14 protein-coding genes and 4 tRNA genes are annotated in these 17676 nt (G+C 60.4%); 2 read left to right on the top strand and 16 right to left on the bottom strand.

From position 1 onward, the window contains the following. Positions 1-218: 218 nt before the first annotated feature. From asd to leuC, 5 genes are all read right to left on the bottom strand, one after another. Complete coding sequence (gene asd / locus HCF10_RS21595; protein WP_027604071.1) at positions 219-1331, bottom strand: aspartate-semialdehyde dehydrogenase; 1113 nt, start codon at positions 1329-1331, stop codon at positions 219-221. Between the two features lie 64 nt (positions 1332-1395). Then, positions 1396-2478 carry a 3-isopropylmalate dehydrogenase gene (gene leuB, locus HCF10_RS21600; protein ID WP_017530190.1) on the bottom strand — a complete coding sequence of 361 codons (1083 nt, stop codon included), beginning with the start codon at positions 2476-2478 and terminating at the stop codon, positions 1396-1398. A 53-nt stretch (positions 2479-2531) separates the two neighbouring features. Continuing rightward, positions 2532-3296: a class I SAM-dependent methyltransferase gene (locus tag HCF10_RS21605; protein ID WP_131700513.1), complete on the bottom strand. Its 765-nt coding sequence runs from the start codon at positions 3294-3296 to the stop codon at positions 2532-2534. A gap of 126 nt (positions 3297-3422) precedes the next feature. After that, positions 3423-4067, bottom strand: coding sequence for a 3-isopropylmalate dehydratase small subunit (leuD, locus tag HCF10_RS21610; RefSeq protein WP_090406674.1), 645 nt, complete (start codon positions 4065-4067; stop codon positions 3423-3425). A 10-nt stretch (positions 4068-4077) separates the two neighbouring features. Then, the gene (gene leuC / locus HCF10_RS21615) at positions 4078-5496 is read right to left on the bottom strand and encodes a 3-isopropylmalate dehydratase large subunit (protein WP_090406677.1); all 1419 of its coding nucleotides are present in this window, start codon (positions 5494-5496) and stop codon (positions 4078-4080) included. A gap of 140 nt (positions 5497-5636) precedes the next feature. Between leuC and HCF10_RS21620 the strand changes: the two genes are divergently transcribed. Both HCF10_RS21620 and HCF10_RS21625 read left to right on the top strand, forming a co-directional pair. Beyond that, positions 5637-6527: a LysR family transcriptional regulator gene (locus HCF10_RS21620; protein ID WP_131700512.1), complete on the top strand. Its 891-nt coding sequence runs from the start codon at positions 5637-5639 to the stop codon at positions 6525-6527. 66 nt (positions 6528-6593) lie between these two features. After that, complete coding sequence (locus HCF10_RS21625) at positions 6594-9872, top strand: EAL domain-containing protein (RefSeq protein ID WP_167656362.1); 3279 nt, start codon at positions 6594-6596, stop codon at positions 9870-9872. Positions 9873-9875: 3 nt separating this feature from the next. On the opposite strand, the gene HCF10_RS21630 is transcribed toward HCF10_RS21625, so the two are convergent. The 11 genes from HCF10_RS21630 to HCF10_RS21680 all read right to left on the bottom strand — a co-directional run bounded on the left by HCF10_RS21630 (position 9876) and on the right by HCF10_RS21680 (position 17626). Then, on the bottom strand, positions 9876-11132 hold the full coding sequence (locus HCF10_RS21630) for a hypothetical protein (RefSeq protein ID WP_167656363.1): 1257 nt from the start codon (positions 11130-11132) through the stop codon (positions 9876-9878). A gap of 87 nt (positions 11133-11219) precedes the next feature. Then, positions 11220-12002, bottom strand: a complete 783-nt coding sequence (locus HCF10_RS21635; protein WP_443200916.1) for a hypothetical protein — start codon at positions 12000-12002, stop codon at positions 11220-11222. Between the two features lie 294 nt (positions 12003-12296). Beyond that, positions 12297-13574 (bottom strand): hypothetical protein, encoded by a 1278-nt coding sequence (locus HCF10_RS21640; RefSeq protein ID WP_167656365.1) that lies wholly within the window; start codon positions 13572-13574, stop codon positions 12297-12299. A gap of 481 nt (positions 13575-14055) precedes the next feature. Next, positions 14056-15015 carry a tRNA dihydrouridine synthase gene (locus HCF10_RS21645; protein ID WP_131699739.1) on the bottom strand — a complete coding sequence of 320 codons (960 nt, stop codon included), beginning with the start codon at positions 15013-15015 and terminating at the stop codon, positions 14056-14058. Positions 15016-15070: 55 nt separating this feature from the next. Beyond that, positions 15071-15505, bottom strand: coding sequence for an acyl-CoA thioesterase (locus HCF10_RS21650; RefSeq protein WP_042571801.1), 435 nt, complete (start codon positions 15503-15505; stop codon positions 15071-15073). A gap of 40 nt (positions 15506-15545) precedes the next feature. Beyond that, positions 15546-16379 (bottom strand): alpha/beta hydrolase, encoded by an 834-nt coding sequence (locus HCF10_RS21655; RefSeq protein ID WP_131699740.1) that lies wholly within the window; start codon positions 16377-16379, stop codon positions 15546-15548. 14 nt (positions 16380-16393) lie between these two features. Continuing rightward, complete coding sequence (locus HCF10_RS21660; protein ID WP_167656366.1) at positions 16394-16933, bottom strand: TetR/AcrR family transcriptional regulator; 540 nt, start codon at positions 16931-16933, stop codon at positions 16394-16396. Between the two features lie 181 nt (positions 16934-17114). Continuing rightward, positions 17115-17190, bottom strand: a tRNA-Glu gene (locus tag HCF10_RS21665). Between the two features lie 80 nt (positions 17191-17270). Further along, positions 17271-17346: transfer RNA gene (locus HCF10_RS21670), tRNA-Ala, on the bottom strand. Between the two features lie 50 nt (positions 17347-17396). Next, positions 17397-17472 (bottom strand) — tRNA-Glu (locus HCF10_RS21675). A gap of 78 nt (positions 17473-17550) precedes the next feature. Then, positions 17551-17626: transfer RNA gene (locus tag HCF10_RS21680), tRNA-Ala, on the bottom strand. Between the last annotated feature and the right edge of the window lie 50 nt (positions 17627-17676).

The raw sequence follows: 17676 nt of genomic DNA on the forward strand, positions 1-17676 counted from the left end.
GCACTTTACCGGGTGGCTGGGGGGGAGGCAATTAGCCTGGGGCTGATCGAGTGGCTGATGGCGCTATCGGGGGCAAGCTCCCTCCCGCAGTGAACAGCATTTCAACGTTGAAATTCGGTCGAATGTGGGAGGGGGCTTGCCCCCGATAGCGCCCGAAAGAACAATAAAAAACCCGCGCCTGTCACCAGAGCGCGGGTTTCTCTTATCGCCTTACGCGATCAACGCTCCAGCAGAATCCGCAGCATGCGACGCAGCGGCTCGGCCGCGCCCCACAGCAGTTGGTCGCCGACGGTGAACGCGCCCAGGTACTGAGTGCCCATGTTCAGCTTGCGCAGACGGCCCACCGGTACATTCAGGGTGCCGGTGACCTTGGTCGGGCTCAGCTCCTGCATGCTGATGTCGCGGTTGTTCGGCACCAGCTTGACCCAGGGGTTGTGCTGGCTGATCAGCCCTTCGATATCGGCGATCGGCACGTCTTTGTTCAGCTTGATGGTCAGCGCCTGGCTGTGGCAGCGCATGGCGCCGATGCGCACGCAGATGCCATCCACCGGGATCGGGCTCTTGAACCGGCCGAGGATTTTGTTGGTCTCGGCCTGGGCCTTCCACTCTTCGCGGCTCTGGCCGTTCGGCAGCTCTTTGTCGATCCACGGAATCAGGCTGCCGGCCAATGGCACACCGAAGTTCTCGGTCGGGTAGGCATCGCTGCGCATGGCTTCGGCCACACGGCGGTCGATGTCGAGGATCGCGCTGGCCGGGTCGGCCAGTTGATCGGCGACAGCGGCGTGGGTCGCGCCCATCTGCTTGATCAGCTCACGCATGTTCTGCGCGCCGGCACCGGACGCCGCCTGGTAGGTCATGGCGCTCATCCACTCGACCAGGCCGGCTTCGAACAGGCCACCCAGGCCCATCAGCATCAGGCTGACGGTGCAGTTGCCGCCCACATAATTCTTGGTGCCGGCATCCAGTTGCTGGTCGATGACCTTGCGGTTGACCGGGTCGAGGATGATGACGGCGTCGTCCTGCATGCGCAGGCTCGAGGCGGCGTCGATCCAGTAACCCTGCCAGCCGGCTTCACGCAGCTTGGGGAAGACTTCGCTGGTGTAGTCGCCACCCTGGCAGGTCAGGATCACGTCGAGGGTTTTCAGCTCTTCAATGCTGTAGGCGTCCTTGAGCGGGGCAATATCCTTGCCCACGGACGGCCCTTGGCCACCTACATTCGAAGTGGTGAAAAACACCGGCTCAATAAGATCGAAATCCTGCTCTTCCAGCATCCGCTGCATGAGCACGGAACCGACCATACCGCGCCAACCGATCAGACCTACACGTTTCATCGCAACTACACCTTGTTAAAAAGTGGGCCGCCTTGCAGCAACAACTGCAAGCGGGCCCGAGAGATTACAGATTCCGCAGCGCGGCGACTACTGCGTCGCCCATTTCTTGCGTACCCACCTTGGTGCAACCCTGCGACCAGATGTCGCCGGTGCGCAAGCCCTGGTCCAGCACCAGGCTCACGGCTTTCTCGATCGCGTCCGCAGCGTCGCTCAGGTTAAAGCTGTAACGCAGCATCATCGAGACCGACAGGATGGTCGCCAGCGGGTTGGCAATGCCCTGGCCCGCGATGTCCGGCGCCGAGCCGTGGCAAGGCTCGTACATGCCCTTGTTATTGGTATCCAGGGACGCCGACGGCAGCATGCCGATGGAACCGGTGAGCATCGAGGCCTGGTCGGACAGGATGTCGCCGAACAGGTTGTCGGTGACGATCACGTCGAACTGCTTCGGCGCACGTACCAGTTGCATGGCGGCGTTGTCGACGTACATGTGGCTCAGTTCGACGTCCGGGTAGTCCTTGGCCACCTCTTCGACGATTTCGCGCCACAGTTGGCTGGAGGCCAGGACGTTGGCCTTGTCCACCGAGCAGACCTTCTTGCCACGCACACGGGCCATGTCGAAACCGACGCGGGCGATACGGCGGATTTCACTCTCGCTGTACGGCAGGGTGTCGTAGGCCTGGCGCTCACCATTCTCCAGCTCACGCACGCCGCGTGGCGAGCCGAAGTAGATACCGCCGGTCAGTTCACGCACGATCAGGATGTCCAGGCCCGCCACCACTTCCGGCTTGAGGCTCGACGCGTCGGCCAGTTGCGGGTAGAGGATCGCCGGGCGCAGGTTGCCGAACAGGCCCAGTTGCGCGCGGATTTTCAGCAGGCCGCGCTCAGGGCGGATGTCACGTTCGATCTTGTCCCATTTCGGGCCACCCACGGCGCCGAGCAGCACGGCATCGGCCGCACGGGCGCGGTCCAGGGTTTCATCGGCCAGGGGCACGCCGTGCTTATCGATGGCCGCGCCGCCGATCACGTCGTGGCTCAGCTCGAAGCCCAGGCTGTACTTGGAGTTGGCCAGTTCCAGCACCTTGACCGCTTCGGCCATGATTTCCGGACCAATACCGTCGCCAGGGAGAATCAGAATCTGCTTGCTCATGCGTTCCTCATTTCATCAAGCGACCCGCCCGTGGGCAGGTCGGGAAAAATCGATCAGCGTTCGGCGAAGACCACCAGTACGTCGGTGCTGAAAGTGCCGTCGGCCTGAATTTCGTAATAATCGCGCACTTCCTGGCCCATGGCCTTCTGCAGCTCAAGGATTGCAGCGCGCAATACCTCTGGCGTGCGCATGCGCTCGACCCAGGAGGTGTATTCCAGGCGCAAGCGTTGGCGGCTGCTAGTGCGCACGTGCAGACCGGACTCGCTGAGCTGTTGCATCCACTCCCCGGCGGAATAATCGCGCACGTGGCTGGTATCGCGCAGCACTTCGACGGTTTGCAGGTAAGTGTCCAACAGCGGGCTGCCCGGTGACAAGACATCCACAAACGCCGCCACGCCGCCCGGTTTGAGCACCCGGCGCACTTCGCGCAGGGCCAGGCCGAGGTCGCTCCAATGGTGCGCCGAATAACGGCTGAACACGAAGTCGAATTCGCCATCGGCGAACGGCAGGCGCTCGGCGGCGCCGTGCACGGTGGTGATGTTGCCCAAGCCACGATCCTTGGCGGCGGCAGCAACCACGTCGAGCATCTGCTCGGACAGGTCGTAGGCCACCACTTCCTTGACCAGCGGCGCCACATGGAAACTCACATGGCCGGCACCGCAGCCCAGGTCCAGCAGTCGCGCAGAGCCCTGCCCGGCCAGTTCAGCCTGAAGCAGCGCGAATTCGGTGCCTTGGGCGTGCACGGCACTGCTCAGGTAGGCAGACGCCTGTTCGCCGAATTGTTTTTGCACGACTTGGGTGTGGGCGGTGCTGGTCATGGTGTTTCCCCTGGGTGTGTTGTTAACACTGGCCTCATCGGGGGCAAGCCCCCTCCCACATTTGGAATGCGTTCCCCCTGTGAGAGGGGGCTTGCCCCCGATAGCGGCGGTCCTGCCTACATCAATTTAGGCGTCACGAAACAACCAGGGCTGGCTCGCCCGGTGCCTGGCTTCAAACGCGGCAATCGCATCGCCGTCCTGCAAGGTCAGGCCGATATCGTCCAGGCCGTTGATCAGGCAGTGCTTGCGGAAGGCGTCCACTTCAAAGTGATACACCTTGCCGTCCGGACGGGTCACGGTTTGCGCGGCCAGGTCGATGGTCAGTTGGTAACCCACATCGGCTTCCACCGCCTTGAACAGCTCATCCACTTCCGCATCGCTCAAGATGATCGGCAACAGGCCGTTCTTGAAGCTGTTGTTAAAGAAGATGTCGGCATAGCTCGGCGCGATGATGCTGCGAAAGCCATATTCTTCCAGGGCCCACGGCGCGTGCTCGCGGCTGGAACCGCAACCGAAGTTTTCCCGGGCCAGCAACACGCTGGCGCCTTGGTAGCGCTCGGCGTTGAGCACAAAGTCCTTGTTCAGCGGGCGCTTGGAGTTGTCCTGGTAGGCGTAGCCCACGTCCAGGTAGCGCCACTCGTCGAACAGGTTGGGGCCGAAACCGGTGCGCTTGATCGACTTCAGGAACTGCTTGGGGATGATCTGGTCGGTGTCGACGTTGGCACGGTCCAACGGCGCGACCAAACCGGTGTGTTGGGTAAAAGCTCTCATCGGGTTTTCCTCAGATCAATTCGCGAACGTCGATGAAACGACCGTTGACGGCAGCGGCGGCGGCCATGGCCGGGCTCACCAGGTGGGTACGGCCACCGGCGCCCTGACGCCCCTCGAAGTTACGGTTGGAGGTCGACGCGCAATGCTCGCCCGACTCCAGGCGGTCCGGGTTCATCGCCAGGCACATTGAGCAGCCCGGCTCACGCCATTCAAAACCGGCTTCGAGGAAGATCTTGTCCAGGCCTTCGGCTTCAGCCTGGGCTTTAACCAGGCCTGAGCCCGGGACCACAATGGCCTGCTTGATGGTCGAGGCAACTTTGCGGCCTTTGGCGATCACCGCCGCAGCGCGCAGGTCTTCGATCCGCGAGTTGGTGCAGGAACCGATAAACACGCGATCCAACTGGATGTCGGTGATCGCCTGGTTGGCTTTCAAGCCCATGTACTTCAAGGCGCGCTCGATGGAACCGCGCTTGACCAGGTCGGCTTCCTGCGCCGGGTCCGGCACGTTCTGGTCGACGGCCAGAACCATTTCCGGCGAAGTGCCCCAGCTGACTTGCGGCTTGATCTGGGCAGCGTCGAGTTCAACCACGGTGTCAAACACCGCATCGGCGTCGGACACCAGGTCTTTCCAAGCTTCAACCGCGGCGTCCCAATCGGCGCCCGCCGGGGCGAAAGGACGGCCTTTGACGTATTCAACGGTTTTCTCGTCCGCCGCCACCATGCCCACGCGGGCACCGGCCTCGATGGACATGTTGCAGATGGTCATGCGGCCTTCGATGGACAGGTCGCGAATGGCACTGCCGGCGAACTCGATGGCATGGCCGTTACCGCCGGCGGTGCCGATCTTGCCGATCACGGCGAGCACGATGTCCTTGGCGGTCACGCCAAACGGCAATTGGCCTTCGACGCGCACCAGCATGTTCTTCATTTTCTTGGCGACCAGGCACTGGGTGGCGAACACATGCTCCACCTCCGAGGTGCCGATGCCGTGGGCCAGGGCGCCGAACGCGCCGTGGGTGGAGGTGTGGGAGTCGCCGCAGACGACGGTCATGCCCGGCAAGGTGGCGCCCTGCTCCGGGCCGATGACATGCACGATGCCTTGACGCACGTCATTCATCTTGAACTCAGTGATGCCATATTCGTCGCAGTAGTCGTCGAGAGTCTGGACCTGCAAACGCGACACGGTGTCTACAATGGCGTCGATCCCGCCCTTGCGCTCCGGAGTGGTCGGCACGTTGTGGTCCGGGGTGGCGATGATCGAGTCGACGCGCCAAGGCTTGCGCCCGGCCAGCCGCAGGCCTTCGAACGCTTGTGGCGAGGTCACTTCATGGATGATGTGACGGTCGATATAGATCAGCGACGAGCCATCGTCGCGCCGTTTCACTTCATGGGAATCCCAAAGCTTGTCGTAAAGCGTTTTGCCGGCCATCAGTCGGTCCTCATCAGCGGTATTTCTATGCGCCGGGCTTTTCAATAACCCTTTGGCTTGTGAGGCTGATGGTATGGCGCTACATTAAATAACTCAAATTCATATTTTTTATGCTTTGGATTACCAACTGGAATACCACCATGGACCTGGCCAACCTCAATGCCTTTATTGCCATCGCCGAGACCGGCAGTTTCTCCGGCGCCGGTGAACGCCTGTACCTGACCCAACCGGCCATCAGCAAGCGCATCGCCGGCCTGGAACAGCAATTGAAGGTGCGACTGTTTGATCGCCTGGGCCGTGAAGTCGGCTTGACCGAAGCCGGTCGGGCCCTGCTGCCGCGCGCTTATCAGATCCTTAACGTGCTGGACGACACCCGCCGCGCCCTCACCAATCTCACCGGAGAAGTCAGCGGCCGCCTCACTTTAGCCACCAGCCACCATATCGGCCTGCATCGTTTGCCACCGATCCTGCGTACCTTCACCCGGGAATACCCGAACGTGGCCTTGGATATTCAGTTTCTCGATTCGGAAGTGGCCTACGAAGAAATCCTCCACGGCCGGGCCGAAGTGGCAGTGATCACCCTGGCGCCCGCCCCCCATCACCTGGTACGCGCCACCCCGGTGTGGGACGACCCGCTGGATTTCGTGGTGGCGCCGGAGCACAGCCTCACCGGCAACCGCGACGTCAGCCTGGCCGATATTGCCGGCCACCCGGCGGTTTTCCCTGGCGGTAATACCTTTACCCACCATATTGTCAGCCGACTGTTCGAGGCCCAGGGCCTTACGCCGAACATCGCGATGAGCACTAACTATCTGGAAACCATCAAGATGATGGTCTCGATCGGCCTGGCCTGGAGCGTCTTGCCGCGCACCATGCTGGACGATCAGGTGGCGAGTATCGCTTTGCCGGGCATACAACTCAGTCGCCAGCTAGGCTATATCGTGCACACCGAAAGGACGCTGTCGAACGCTGCGCGGGCGTTCATGAGCCTGTTGGATGCACAGGTGGATCTGCCAGTGATACCGGTATGACGCTGTGCGGCCCCAGGTTGTGAATAAAACCGCGCTGTTTGCCCATTGAGCCAAGGCCCTTTGATAATGCGCAACCCTGTCGACCCTCTACCTCCCCTGCCCCGCATTTACGCCCTGGACCCTCAACAGGCGGAACAAAGCTGGGACAGTGCCCCGCAACTGCTGGCAGCCCTGAATGCTGCCCGGCTGGGCGCGTGGTGCTGGGAAATCGACACGGGCCGTATCAGCTGGTCACGGGGCACCCAGGCGCTGTTCGGCTTCGACCCACGCCAACCGCTGCCCAAGGACCTGGATTACCTCGACCTGCTGGCGCCGTCGGATCGATCCCAGGTGGTACGCGCCTTTCATGCAGTGCTGGCCGGCGAGCCGTTCGAGCAGGCCATGCACCATCGAATTCAATGGCCGGACGGTACGCATCACTGGCTGGAAATCAATGGCAGCCTGGCACCGGACAAGGCCGGCCGGCGCCGCATGATCGGCGTGATCCGCGAGACCACTCGCCAACGCGAGCGGGAGCACGCCCTCAGCCATTCCGAAAAACGCTTCGCCACGCTGTTTCACCTGTGCCCGAATATGGTGTTGTTGACCCGTCAGCGCGACGGCCTGATCAGCGAAGCCAACCAGTATTTCGAGATGCTCTTCGGCTGGCCGGTGGCTGATGCCATTGGCCGCACCACCCTGGACCTGGGCCTGTGGTGCCACCCCGAACAACGCGCGCAGCTGGTCCAGGCCACCCAGCGCAAAGGCGAACCCATCACCATGGAAGTGCAGTTCTGCGCCAGCAACGGCCAGATCCACGATGGCACCCTCAGTGCACAAAAGGTCGAGCTGGAGGGAGAGGCCTACTTGATCAGCACCTTTCTCGACACCACCGAGCGCAAAAACGCCGAAAGCGCCCTGAAGGACAGCCAGGAGCGCCTGGACCTGGCCCTGGACTCGGCGCAACTGGGCACCTGGGACTGGCATATTCCCACCGGTATGCTCTACGGTTCGGCCCGCGCCGCGCAACTGCACGGCCTGCCGCCCGAATCCTTCCATGAATCGTTCGAAGCTTTTTTCGAGGGCATGCCCAAGCAAGAGCGCGAGAACATGCGCAACGCTTATCGCACCCTGCGCGAAGGCCCGGCCGGCAATTATCAACTGACTTACCGCGTACAACTGGAAGACGGCAGCTCGCGCTACCTGGAAAGCCGCGCCCGCCTCTACCGCGGCGAACAAGGGGCGCCGTTGCGCATGGCCGGCACCCTGCTGGACATCACCGACCAAGTGGAGCGCGAACAACGCCTGACCGCCTCGGAAGAAAAATTCGCCAGCCTGTTCCAGGCCAGCCCTGATCCCATCTGCGTCACCGGCCTGGACAGCGGCGCGTTCATCGAGATCAACCCCGCCTTTACCCAGACCTTTGGCTGGACAGCGGCCGAGGTGATCGACAAGAGCGCCGAGCAGATTGGCCTGTGGGACGAATCAAGCAAACGCCTGCAACGTATCGAACAGGTCATTCGCGATCAGACACTGAGCAATGTAGCCGTCGTGGTGCATCACAAGAACGGCCACCCCCTGACCTGCATGATTTCCAGCCGCTTGATCAAGGTGGGCGACCAGCCGTGCATCGTCACCACGTTGCGCGACATCACCCAGCAACAACGCTCTGAGGCCGCGCTGAAGGCCAGCGAAGAGAAGTTCGCCAAGGCCTTCCATTCCAGCCCCGACGCCATCTCCATCACCGAACGCGATACCGGCCGTTATGTCGAGGTCAACGACGGCTTCTGCCGCCTCACCGGCTATCGCGCCGAAGAAGCCATCGGCCTGACGCTGTACCAGATCGGCATCTGGGCCGATGAAAACCAGCGTGCGGCCTTGTTGGCCGAATTACAGATCAAGGGGCGTATCCCTCACCTGGAAATGCTCTGGCACAACAAGCGCGGCGACGTATTGGCGGTTGAAGTGTCGGTCGAGCCGATCACCCTCAATGAAACCCCGTGCCTGCTGCTGACCGCACGGGACGTGAGCCTGCTGAAAAACGCCCAGGCGCAGATCCGTCACCTGGCGTATCACGACCCGCTGACCAACCTGCCTAACCGTGCACTGCTGATGGATCGACTGAGCCAGCAGATTGCCTTGCTCAAGCGCCATAACCTGCGCGGCGCGTTGCTGTTTCTTGACCTCGACCATTTCAAGCACATCAACGACTCCCTCGGCCACCCGGTGGGCGACACTGTTTTGAAAATCGTCACCGCGCGCCTGGAGGCCAGTGTGCGCCTGGAGGACACGGTGGCACGCCTGGGCGGCGATGAGTTCGTGGTACTGCTCAGCGGCCTGGACGGCACGCGCACGCAAGTCAGCGCCCAGGTGCAGGAACTGGCCGATACCCTGCGCGAACTGCTTTCGGAGCCGATGTTCCTCGACGGCCATCGCCTGCAGGTCACCCCGAGCATCGGCGTGGCGTTGATTCCTGACCATGGCACGACCCCGGCGGACCTGCTCAAGCGCGCGGACATCGCCCTGTACCGAGCCAAGGATTCGGGGCGCAATACCACGCAGATGTTCCACAACAGCATGCAAAAAGCTGCCAGCGAGCGCCTGCGCATGGAAACCGACCTGCGACTGGCCCTGTCACGCGGCGAGTTCAGCGTGCATTACCAACCCCAGGTGGATGCGCGAGGCAACAAGATCGTCGGCGCCGAGGCCCTGGTGCGTTGGCAACATCCGCAACTGGGCGCGCAGTCGCCGTCCGAATTTATCAAGGTCCTGGAAGACAGCGGCCTGATCCTCGAAGTGGGTACCTGGATCCTCGACGAGGCCTGCGCCGCCTTTGCACAACTTATTGCTGACGGTTTGGTGGACCCGCTGAATTTCAGCTTGTGCGTGAACATCAGCCCCCGGCAGTTTCGCCAGAACGACTTTGTGGAACGGGTGGAGCGCAGCCTCAAGCGGCATCAACTGCCCTGCAACCTGCTGAAACTGGAAATCACCGAAGGCATCGTGATTCAAAACCTGGACGACACCGTGGCCAAGATGCGCCGCCTGAAAAAGCTCGGCGTCAGTTTTGCCATGGATGACTTCGGTACCGGTTACTCATCGCTGACATACCTCAAGCGCCTGCCGGTGGATGCGCTGAAGATCGACCAGTCCTTTGTACGCGACGCGACCCATGACCCCAACGACGCCGAAATCATCCGCGCCATCGTGGCCATGGCCCGCAGCCTGAACCTGGCGGTGATCGCCGAAGGCGTGGAAACCCCGGAACAACTCGCGTTCCTGCAAAAACTGGGGTGCCATTTGTTCCAGGGGTATTTGCACAGTCGACCGCTGCCGATCGAGGGGTTTCGGCGGTTGTTGGGCTAGTCCTTACACCAGCTTTAACGCGGTGAGCGCTCTGCTCTTCCAGGACGACGCGTTCAAGTTGTACTTTTGCCCATACAGGTCCAGCGCCCCACCGATAACCGCCACAGAATGCCAACCGTCTGCAATCGTACCGATTGCACCGTTGACCAACTCCTCGATAGTGCTGTTACGGATGTAACCGAATAGGCCCAGGCGCTGGAGCGCCTCGCCTGGGTATTCGCCATCGTTGAGGGTTTCCAGGGCCACCGCAAAGCTTCTCCCCGCCCGGAAATCGTTGTTCTCCAACTGCGCCCGCTTGGCGCTGCAGGCGTAGAGGAAATTGGCATAGTCCAGCAGTACCGGGTCGCTGCCATAGAAGTTCGACGCAGCGGTTGCCTGCCTCAGCTCCTCATGGGTCAAGCGCAGCCGGAAGCCATCGCGCATGCTCACTTCGCAGCCGGTCGGCGTTCTGTGGATGGCTGTGTAGATGCCTTCGGGGAAACGGGTGATGGCCGCCTTGATCGCCGACACCGTCACACAATTGCCCTCCACCCCTTGATAAAAACCGCCCCAGATATCGGCATGCCGGATGCTTTCCGACACTTGAGCCAGCACCCCGTCACGCTGCGGTGGCGTCTGACGATCATCAAACAGCACATACCCGTAGCCTTCGCCGTGGTTGTGATTGGCTCCGCCCACCACGAGCTCAGCGCCAAAGTCATGGGTTTGACGCACCCAGGCCGAATTCCTGTCAGCCAAGTCGCGGGCGGCCACCCACCGCGACAGCCCGTACACGCCCATTCCCTCCAGACAACGCTTGCTTGTCTCGCCCTCAAGGCTCTTTGCAAGGGCCGCCTCAAACGTCGAGTAACCACCCGACTTTTGCTTGCGCTTTATAAAGGCCGCCAACATGAAGTTGGCATGCCTGACCACGTCAGGGTCCGGCCCCGTGACCCCTGAAGCCTGTGTGACCCGCTCAAGCTCTGCCTGGGACACATACACCCTGTGTTGATCCTTCATGGTGACGGCATATCCTTCACCCACAGGGGTTACTTCGTTGAAAACATCGGTGGGACGCGAGCCGAGGGTCATCATCATCATTTTGATAACGGCCACGTGAGTACTGCAGTCAACGTTTTCGCCGAATCGACGCTCGGCGCCATGAAGTGCACTCACAGGGTCATCCCCTTTCGCGCCGGGCTTCATGCTGGACATACTTGAAAGGTGCTCAGGCAAGCGAATCGCCATGCCGGTGCCACGGCCATCAACAGAAGCGTTCATGGATCTGCTCCTAAAGCAGGACTGCTGGAAAATATGCAGCCAGAAACCCTGGCTGCATCCCTTGACCAGGAAACAAGTACGCGCCGCTCAAACCAGTGCGATGGCCTGCCCGTGTGTCGGCGCGCCACCTGGTCGCCCGTATAACTCCTCGCGACCATTGATCACAGCCACTGAATGAAGGGATCGGTTACACATGCCCAACTGACCGTTGGCGAGGTCTCGCACGCTGACCGTCCTCATGTATTTTCTCAAACCCAAGCGCTCGAAGCCTTCACCGGGGCCACGCTCATCCTCACCATCGTTCAAGCTGCTCACGCCAGCCTGAAAACTGCGGCGAGCCCGGCCGTCGTTATTTTCCAGTTGTGCGCGCTTGGCACTCACGGCGAACAGGAATTGCGCATCCTTGAGCATGCCTTTATCAGGGCCGATGAATTTCGAACCGGCCGCGCCTATTCGCAACTCCTGGTCGCTCAGGGTAAGGACATAGTCATCGCGCATCGTTATCCGATAGCCATCGCCGACTCTAAGTACCTCCTTATAAATATCCGTGGGGCTTTGGCCAAACTTGTACATCGCCGCCTTGATGGCCGATACCGTGACACAGTTACCATCCGGCCCTTGGCGGAAGCCACTCCAGATATTGTCGGGCTTGGCGCCATTACGCTTATCGGACAAGTTCGGAATATGGGCCGGGACATTTCGTCTCGGTTCCGGTGCAGGTATTGGTGCAGGTATCGGTGCAGGTATCGGTGCAGGTACAAATGGAGGGGTGACTTCCGGTTTCGGCGCAACATCGCGATCACTCTTATCCGGTTTAACCGAGACCAGGTTAATCAATTGAGTGACTAATGAGTTGAACAACGTGATCAAGTTTGCAATCGGAGCTAAGTGATCTCCTATCGCAACGCTATTTGGCCGAACACTTACAGGCGTAGATACGGAGCCTGCTCTAAAGCCAGCACTTTCCGGCTTGGAAGGCAGCACAGTTTCATTGATAGCGGTCGGTAACTCCCTATGCAACACCTGACGCACATCCACTGTGCGAGCAATATTATTAATTGGGTAGCATGACATGATTGTCTCTCTACATTCTTAGCGATTCTCCGAAGATTACGTCCGGAGAACGCTGTTTTTATCGAAGAGGTCGAAATACGACGCCAGGCATCAGGTCCTTGCGCGGCGACGATTGATAAAGCTCCAACCTTTGATATCTGCGTGAGATTCGGCTGGGCCCGGGCTAGTCACATCAGGTGCAGGCTTTGGCACGACTGGGTTAACCGGCGGCTGCGGTGTGTCCTCGAGCTTGGGCTGCGGTTTCACCGTGGTTTGCGGCGTAACGTCGGGCTTGGGCTGCGGTTTTACCGTGGTTTGCGGCGTAGCCTCGGGCTTGGGCTGCGGCGTTACCGTGGTTGGCGGCGTAGCGTCGGGCTTGGGCTGCGGTTTCACCGTGGTTTGCGGTGTAGCGTCGGGCTTGGGTTGCGGCGTTACCGTGGTTTGCGGCGTAGCGTCGGGCTTGGGCTGCGGCGTCACCGTGGTTTGCGGCGTAGCGTCGGGCTTGGGCTGCGGCGTTACCGTGGTTTGCGGCGTAGCGTCAGGCTTGGGCTGCGGTGTCACCGTGGTTTGCCTGCCTTTGTCGTGCTCGGCCCTGGTATCTGGACAGTGGCAATGGCCGACATTGACTTCCACCTTCACCTGCGCATTCGCATCGTTGGTGACGTGGATGCCAGGTTGGGGAACTGGAGGCAGATAACGAGGGGTCGGTTTAGGCGGTATCACCTGAAACACGCCATCATCCGTTTTGATCTTGACCTTCATCTGATCGTCCCCATTTGGCGCGGTCTTGGGTAACGGGTTTACGCCTGGCTGAACTTTCGGCTGATCCGCGGCGTTCGGCGCCACCTTCGGCAACGGGTTGGCGTCTGGCTGAACTTTCGGCTGATCCGCGGCGTTCGGCACCACTTTCGGCAACAGGCTGGCGTCTGGCTGCACTTTCGGCTGATTCGCGGCGTTCGGCGCCACTTTCGGCAACGGGCTGGCGTCTGGCTGCACTTTCGCCTGATCCGCGGCGTTCGGCGCCACCTTCGGCAACGGGCTTGAGTCCGTGCTGTTTTTTTTCTGAGGGTCTGTACCCGAGTTAACCTTGGCCGACGTATCAGAGCTGGTCTTCAGGTCAGGAGTTATATTTTTCCCCGTTACCATTTCCCGCATGGCCCTGAAAACTTGTTCAAGCATGTCAAACAACTTAGACAGCGCCCCTGCGCTAATCATCATCTCGCCCTGCGAACCTCGGGAGAGGTCTTGCTGAATAGTGGGCGGAATAACTTTTGAATCATTAGTGGCGGTACCGGGTGAGCCCCCCGTTTTAGAAAGTACTGGTACCTGCGAATCATTGGGTGTTGCATCAAACTTCACAAAAGGCGAACTATCAATCGAGAAAGACATTATCAATATTCCTTAGTCAGCGCCGCCATGAGCATGAGCACATAGGACAGCGACAGGATTTATGGAGGCCGAAAACAACAGTGTTGCATCTCAGTCCCTTCATTCGTGGAATCTGACGCCATCAAGTTCCAGAAATCGCGGTTCACATAAGGAAAGGAAACCAAACTTTCGGACTTTGCCTCATCGCTATCCCCAGAAAGCCGCGATTCAACCCGCATGCGCGCATTGCCGGTAGACACAAGCACTAATAAACCGCCGCGCATGTCATTAAGCGAAATCATTAGCCGCCCCATTAAATCAATGTTTGTGCTAGTTCACGCGCACAGGAATACCATCAGCACGACCAGCCCGCCCCGCTAAAAAAATGACAGGAACTTACAGAGTGATTCAGTAGTAACGTTTAAATACCTTAAAATGCAAAATGCTCCGTATCTTTCGATAAGGAGCATTCGCTTGAAATACAGGCAGACAGTTTCCAGTGTCAGGCCGCGCCCAAAGGACTCATCCCTAATAAACGACTGACGTGGTCCAATTCGGTTTCCCGGCGCAGAGCGGTAAACAGTTCCACCGCTTCCGGGTAATTGCGCGTTAGCATCGCCAGCCACTGCTTCAAGCGACCAGGCGCCTGACGATCAGTCAACTGCGCCACGCACTGGGTCCAGAAGCCCTGAAGCATAGGCTGCAGTTGAGCCCAGGTCATTTCCACCACCTCTCCACCTGCACGTGCGGCGGCGATTTGCCGGGCCAGGTCTGGGCGCGCCACCAAGCCACGACCGAGCATGATGTCTTCGACACCACTGATCTCCCGACAGCGCCGCCAGTCTTCTACGCTCCAGATATCGCCATTGGCGAACACCGGCACCTTGACCACATCCTGTACACGCGGAATCCACTCCCAGTGGGCTGGCGGTTTGTAGCCATCGGTCTTGGTACGCGCATGCACCACGATATGCGCCGCACCACCTTCGGCCAGTGCCGTGGCACACACCAGCGCGCCATCCGGGCTGTCGAAGCCCAGGCGCATCTTGGCGGTGACCGGGATATGGGCAGGCACGGCACGACGCACGTGTTCGACGATCCGATTGAGCAGCTCCGGCTCCTTGAGCAGCACCGCACCGCCACGGGATTTATTGACGGTCTTGGCCGGGCAGCCGAAGTTCAGGTCGATGACTTCGGAGCCCAGCTCGCAGGCCAACGCGGCGTTTTCCGCCAGGCACACCGGGTCGGAACCGAGCAATTGCACGCGCAACGGCACACCGGCTGCGGTATGGGCGCCGTGCAGCAGTTCCGGGGCGAGCTTGTGGAAATACGCCGGGGTGAGCAGGCGGTCGTTGACGCGGATGAACTCGGTCACGCACCAGTCGATACCGCCCACGCGGGTCAACACGTCCCGCAGGATGTTGTCGACCAACCCCTCCATGGGCGCCAAAGCAATTTGCATGGAAAACACTCAACAAAAATCGTGGCGCAGTTTACTGGGTTTCCCGCGGCAACCGTTAACCCCCTGTCAGGGCGGGGCCATAACCGTCGAGAAACTCGGCCGGCATGCGCTTGGGCTTGCCGGTGGACAATTCGATGCAGACAAAGGTGGTGTGCGCCCGCAGCAAGGTCGCACCATCACGCGGGCGTACCAACTGGAAACGGCGGGTCATCTTCAGGCGCTGATCCCAATCGACGATCCACGTGGCCAACTGCAGCTCGTCGCCTTCGTAGCCTGCCGCCAGGTAATCGATTTCATGGCGCACCACCGCCATGGCACGGTCCAGGCGGCGGTATTCGGTGAGGTCCAGCCCCAGGCGCTGGGAGTGGCGCCAGGCGCAGCGCTCCAGCCAGGACACGTACACCGCGTTATTGGCGTGCCCCAGGCCGTCGATGTCTTCAGGCGCGACCTGCAGATCGATGATAAACGGCGTTGCCAAATCCCAGCCCATGCCTTGCTCCAGTCGATTGATGTCGGCGGGGGGCAGTGTATCAGGCGGTTTGCCGGTCCTGTAGACGGCGCCCCGCCAACAACGCCAGCACGCCCTCGATCACCCGGGGATCGGCCAGCACTTTCTGGTGCCCGCCCTGCTCCAGGCGCAGCAGGCGGCTGTCGAACCAGGCTTCGTGGATGGCTTGAGACGCCTTGACCGGAACGAAGGTATCGTCTTCGGCGTGCACGATCAGGCCAGGGATATTCATCTGGTAATGGGCCACATCCAGGTGTTTGAGCGGCATTCCGAAGGTCAACTCCACCCCCTGGATAAATGCCGAGCGTGCACGCGCCGGTAAACCGACCATATGGGTAAAGCCGCGCAGCACATCCAGGAAGCGTGACGGGGCGGCGATGCTCACCAACGCCTCGGTACGCAGCCCCAACTGCACTGCCAGCATCGCACTGGCACCGCCCATGGAATGGCCGATCACAGCGTGCAGCGGCGGCAGTTCGGCAGCCGCCTCCAGCATGGCCCGGGCGAACAGCAGCACGTGAGCCTCCCGTCCCGGCGAACGACCATGGGCGGGGCCGTCCAGGGCAATCACGGAGTATCCGTTGTCTATCAACGCGGTGATCAAGCTGGCGAACTGGGTTGGACGACCTTCCCAGCCGTGCATCAACAACACCGCAGGGCCTTGACCCCAGCGCAGGGCGGACAGGCCGAAACGCAAGGTAATGCGTTCCGATTGCGCCAGCAGCGGCAGTTCCCAGTCACGCGGCGGCAGGTCGCGTGGCGTCATGAAGACACGCCGCATCTTATTGGCCACGGTTTGCGGTGCCAGGTGTCCCACGGTGCCGTTGAAGCGACGAAGCCAGGTTAACGCGCCCATCCTCGCACCCTCTTTTAGCGCACAGCCGACTTGGCCGCACGTAACACTCGGTCCGACAGCTCGCCCGGCCCCAGGGCACGCGCCAAGGCCAGTCCACCGATCATCAACGCCATATCAGCCAAGGCTTTGTCGGTGTCTTCAGGACTGGCGGCGAGCTGGGCAACCATCAGTTCCAAATGCTCGTTCAGCACTTCGCGAAAGGCGTCCGGCAGCCGCGCCATCTCGCCCACGGTAGCTGGGATCGGGCATGCTTGAACCGTTGAATCGCGATGCTTGCGCGACAGATAAAATGCCGCCACCAGGCCTCTGCGCTCTTCTCCCGTCAGTTGTGCGTCCATATCGTCGATAGCGGCACGACGGCGCGCCAACAGCTGGGTGAAGGCCTCCAGCATCAAGGCGTCCTTGCTTTCAAAGTGCGCGTAAAAACCACCGACGGTCAGCCCCGCCGCGCCCATGACTTCACCCACGCTAGGCTCGGCTGGACCACGCTGGATCAACGCGGCGCTGGCGGCTTGCAGAATACGTTCGCGGGTTTGCGCTTTTTTATCGCTCATCGTTGCCTCCGACTTTCCTGAGTTAAATATTATTACCATAATAATATTTAGCAAGCGACAGACATGACCACTGGTCAGCACAAAAAAGGGAATGGAAGAGAGAATTGGCCAAACGCCAGACAAACAAAAGGGCCATTCAATAATTGAATGACCCTTAAAAATCCCGCAAAGCGGGTAATCGTGGCGTCCCCTAGGGGACTCGAACCCCTGTTACCGCCGTGAAAGGGCGGTGTCCTAGGCCACTAGACGAAGGGGACACAAACCTTCTATACATCTGATCAGTGCTGAGAACTGATCTGATTCAAGGACGGTGTGGCCGGACCTTGAACCTGTAAATTGGTGGAGCTAAACGGGATCGAACCGTTGACCTCTTGCATGCCATGCAAGCGCTCTCCCAGCTGAGCTATAGCCCCGGATTTTTCGCCTCGCGGCGCAGCAGACCTTTCGAACTGCTTGTTGAAACTGGCGTCCCCTAGGGGACTCGAACCCCTGTTACCGCCGTGAAAGGGCGGTGTCCTAGGCCACTAGACGAAGGGGACAAAACCTTCTGTACACCTGATCAGCGCTGAGAGCTGATCGACTCAAGGACGGTGTGGCCAGACCTTGAACCTGTAAATTGGTGGAGCTAAACGGGATCGAACCGTTGACCTCTTGCATGCCATGCAAGCGCTCTCCCAGCTGAGCTATAGCCCCTCATCGGTGAGGACGGGGCGAATCTTAATGGCGGTTTGGAAACGTGTCAA

Source organism: Pseudomonas sp. B14(2022) (assembly GCF_012030485.1).
Lineage (GTDB): Bacteria > Pseudomonadota > Gammaproteobacteria > Pseudomonadales > Pseudomonadaceae > Aquipseudomonas.

Coding starts and splice junctions, on each gene's coding strand:
- HCF10_RS21655 (WP_131699740.1), bottom strand. CDS start 16,379: ATGGGCGCGTTAACCTGGCTTCGTCGCTTCAACGGCACCGTGGGACAC.
- leuB (WP_017530190.1), bottom strand. CDS start 2,478: ATGAGCAAGCAGATTCTGATTCTCCCTGGCGACGGTATTGGTCCGGAA.
- HCF10_RS21650 (WP_042571801.1), bottom strand. CDS start 15,505: ATGGGCTGGGATTTGGCAACGCCGTTTATCATCGATCTGCAGGTCGCG.
- HCF10_RS21620 (WP_131700512.1), top strand. CDS start 5,637: ATGGACCTGGCCAACCTCAATGCCTTTATTGCCATCGCCGAGACCGGC.
- HCF10_RS21645 (WP_131699739.1), bottom strand. CDS start 15,015: ATGCAAATTGCTTTGGCGCCCATGGAGGGGTTGGTCGACAACATCCTG.
- leuC (WP_090406677.1), bottom strand. CDS start 5,496: ATGGCCGGCAAAACGCTTTACGACAAGCTTTGGGATTCCCATGAAGTG.
- HCF10_RS21630 (WP_167656363.1), bottom strand. CDS start 11,132: ATGAACGCTTCTGTTGATGGCCGTGGCACCGGCATGGCGATTCGCTTG.
- asd (WP_027604071.1), bottom strand. CDS start 1,331: ATGAAACGTGTAGGTCTGATCGGTTGGCGCGGTATGGTCGGTTCCGTG.
- HCF10_RS21605 (WP_131700513.1), bottom strand. CDS start 3,296: ATGACCAGCACCGCCCACACCCAAGTCGTGCAAAAACAATTCGGCGAA.
- leuD (WP_090406674.1), bottom strand. CDS start 4,067: ATGAGAGCTTTTACCCAACACACCGGTTTGGTCGCGCCGTTGGACCGT.
- HCF10_RS21660 (WP_167656366.1), bottom strand. CDS start 16,933: ATGAGCGATAAAAAAGCGCAAACCCGCGAACGTATTCTGCAAGCCGCC.
- HCF10_RS21625 (WP_167656362.1), top strand. CDS start 6,594: ATGCGCAACCCTGTCGACCCTCTACCTCCCCTGCCCCGCATTTACGCC.
- HCF10_RS21640 (WP_167656365.1), bottom strand. CDS start 13,574: ATGTCTTTCTCGATTGATAGTTCGCCTTTTGTGAAGTTTGATGCAACA.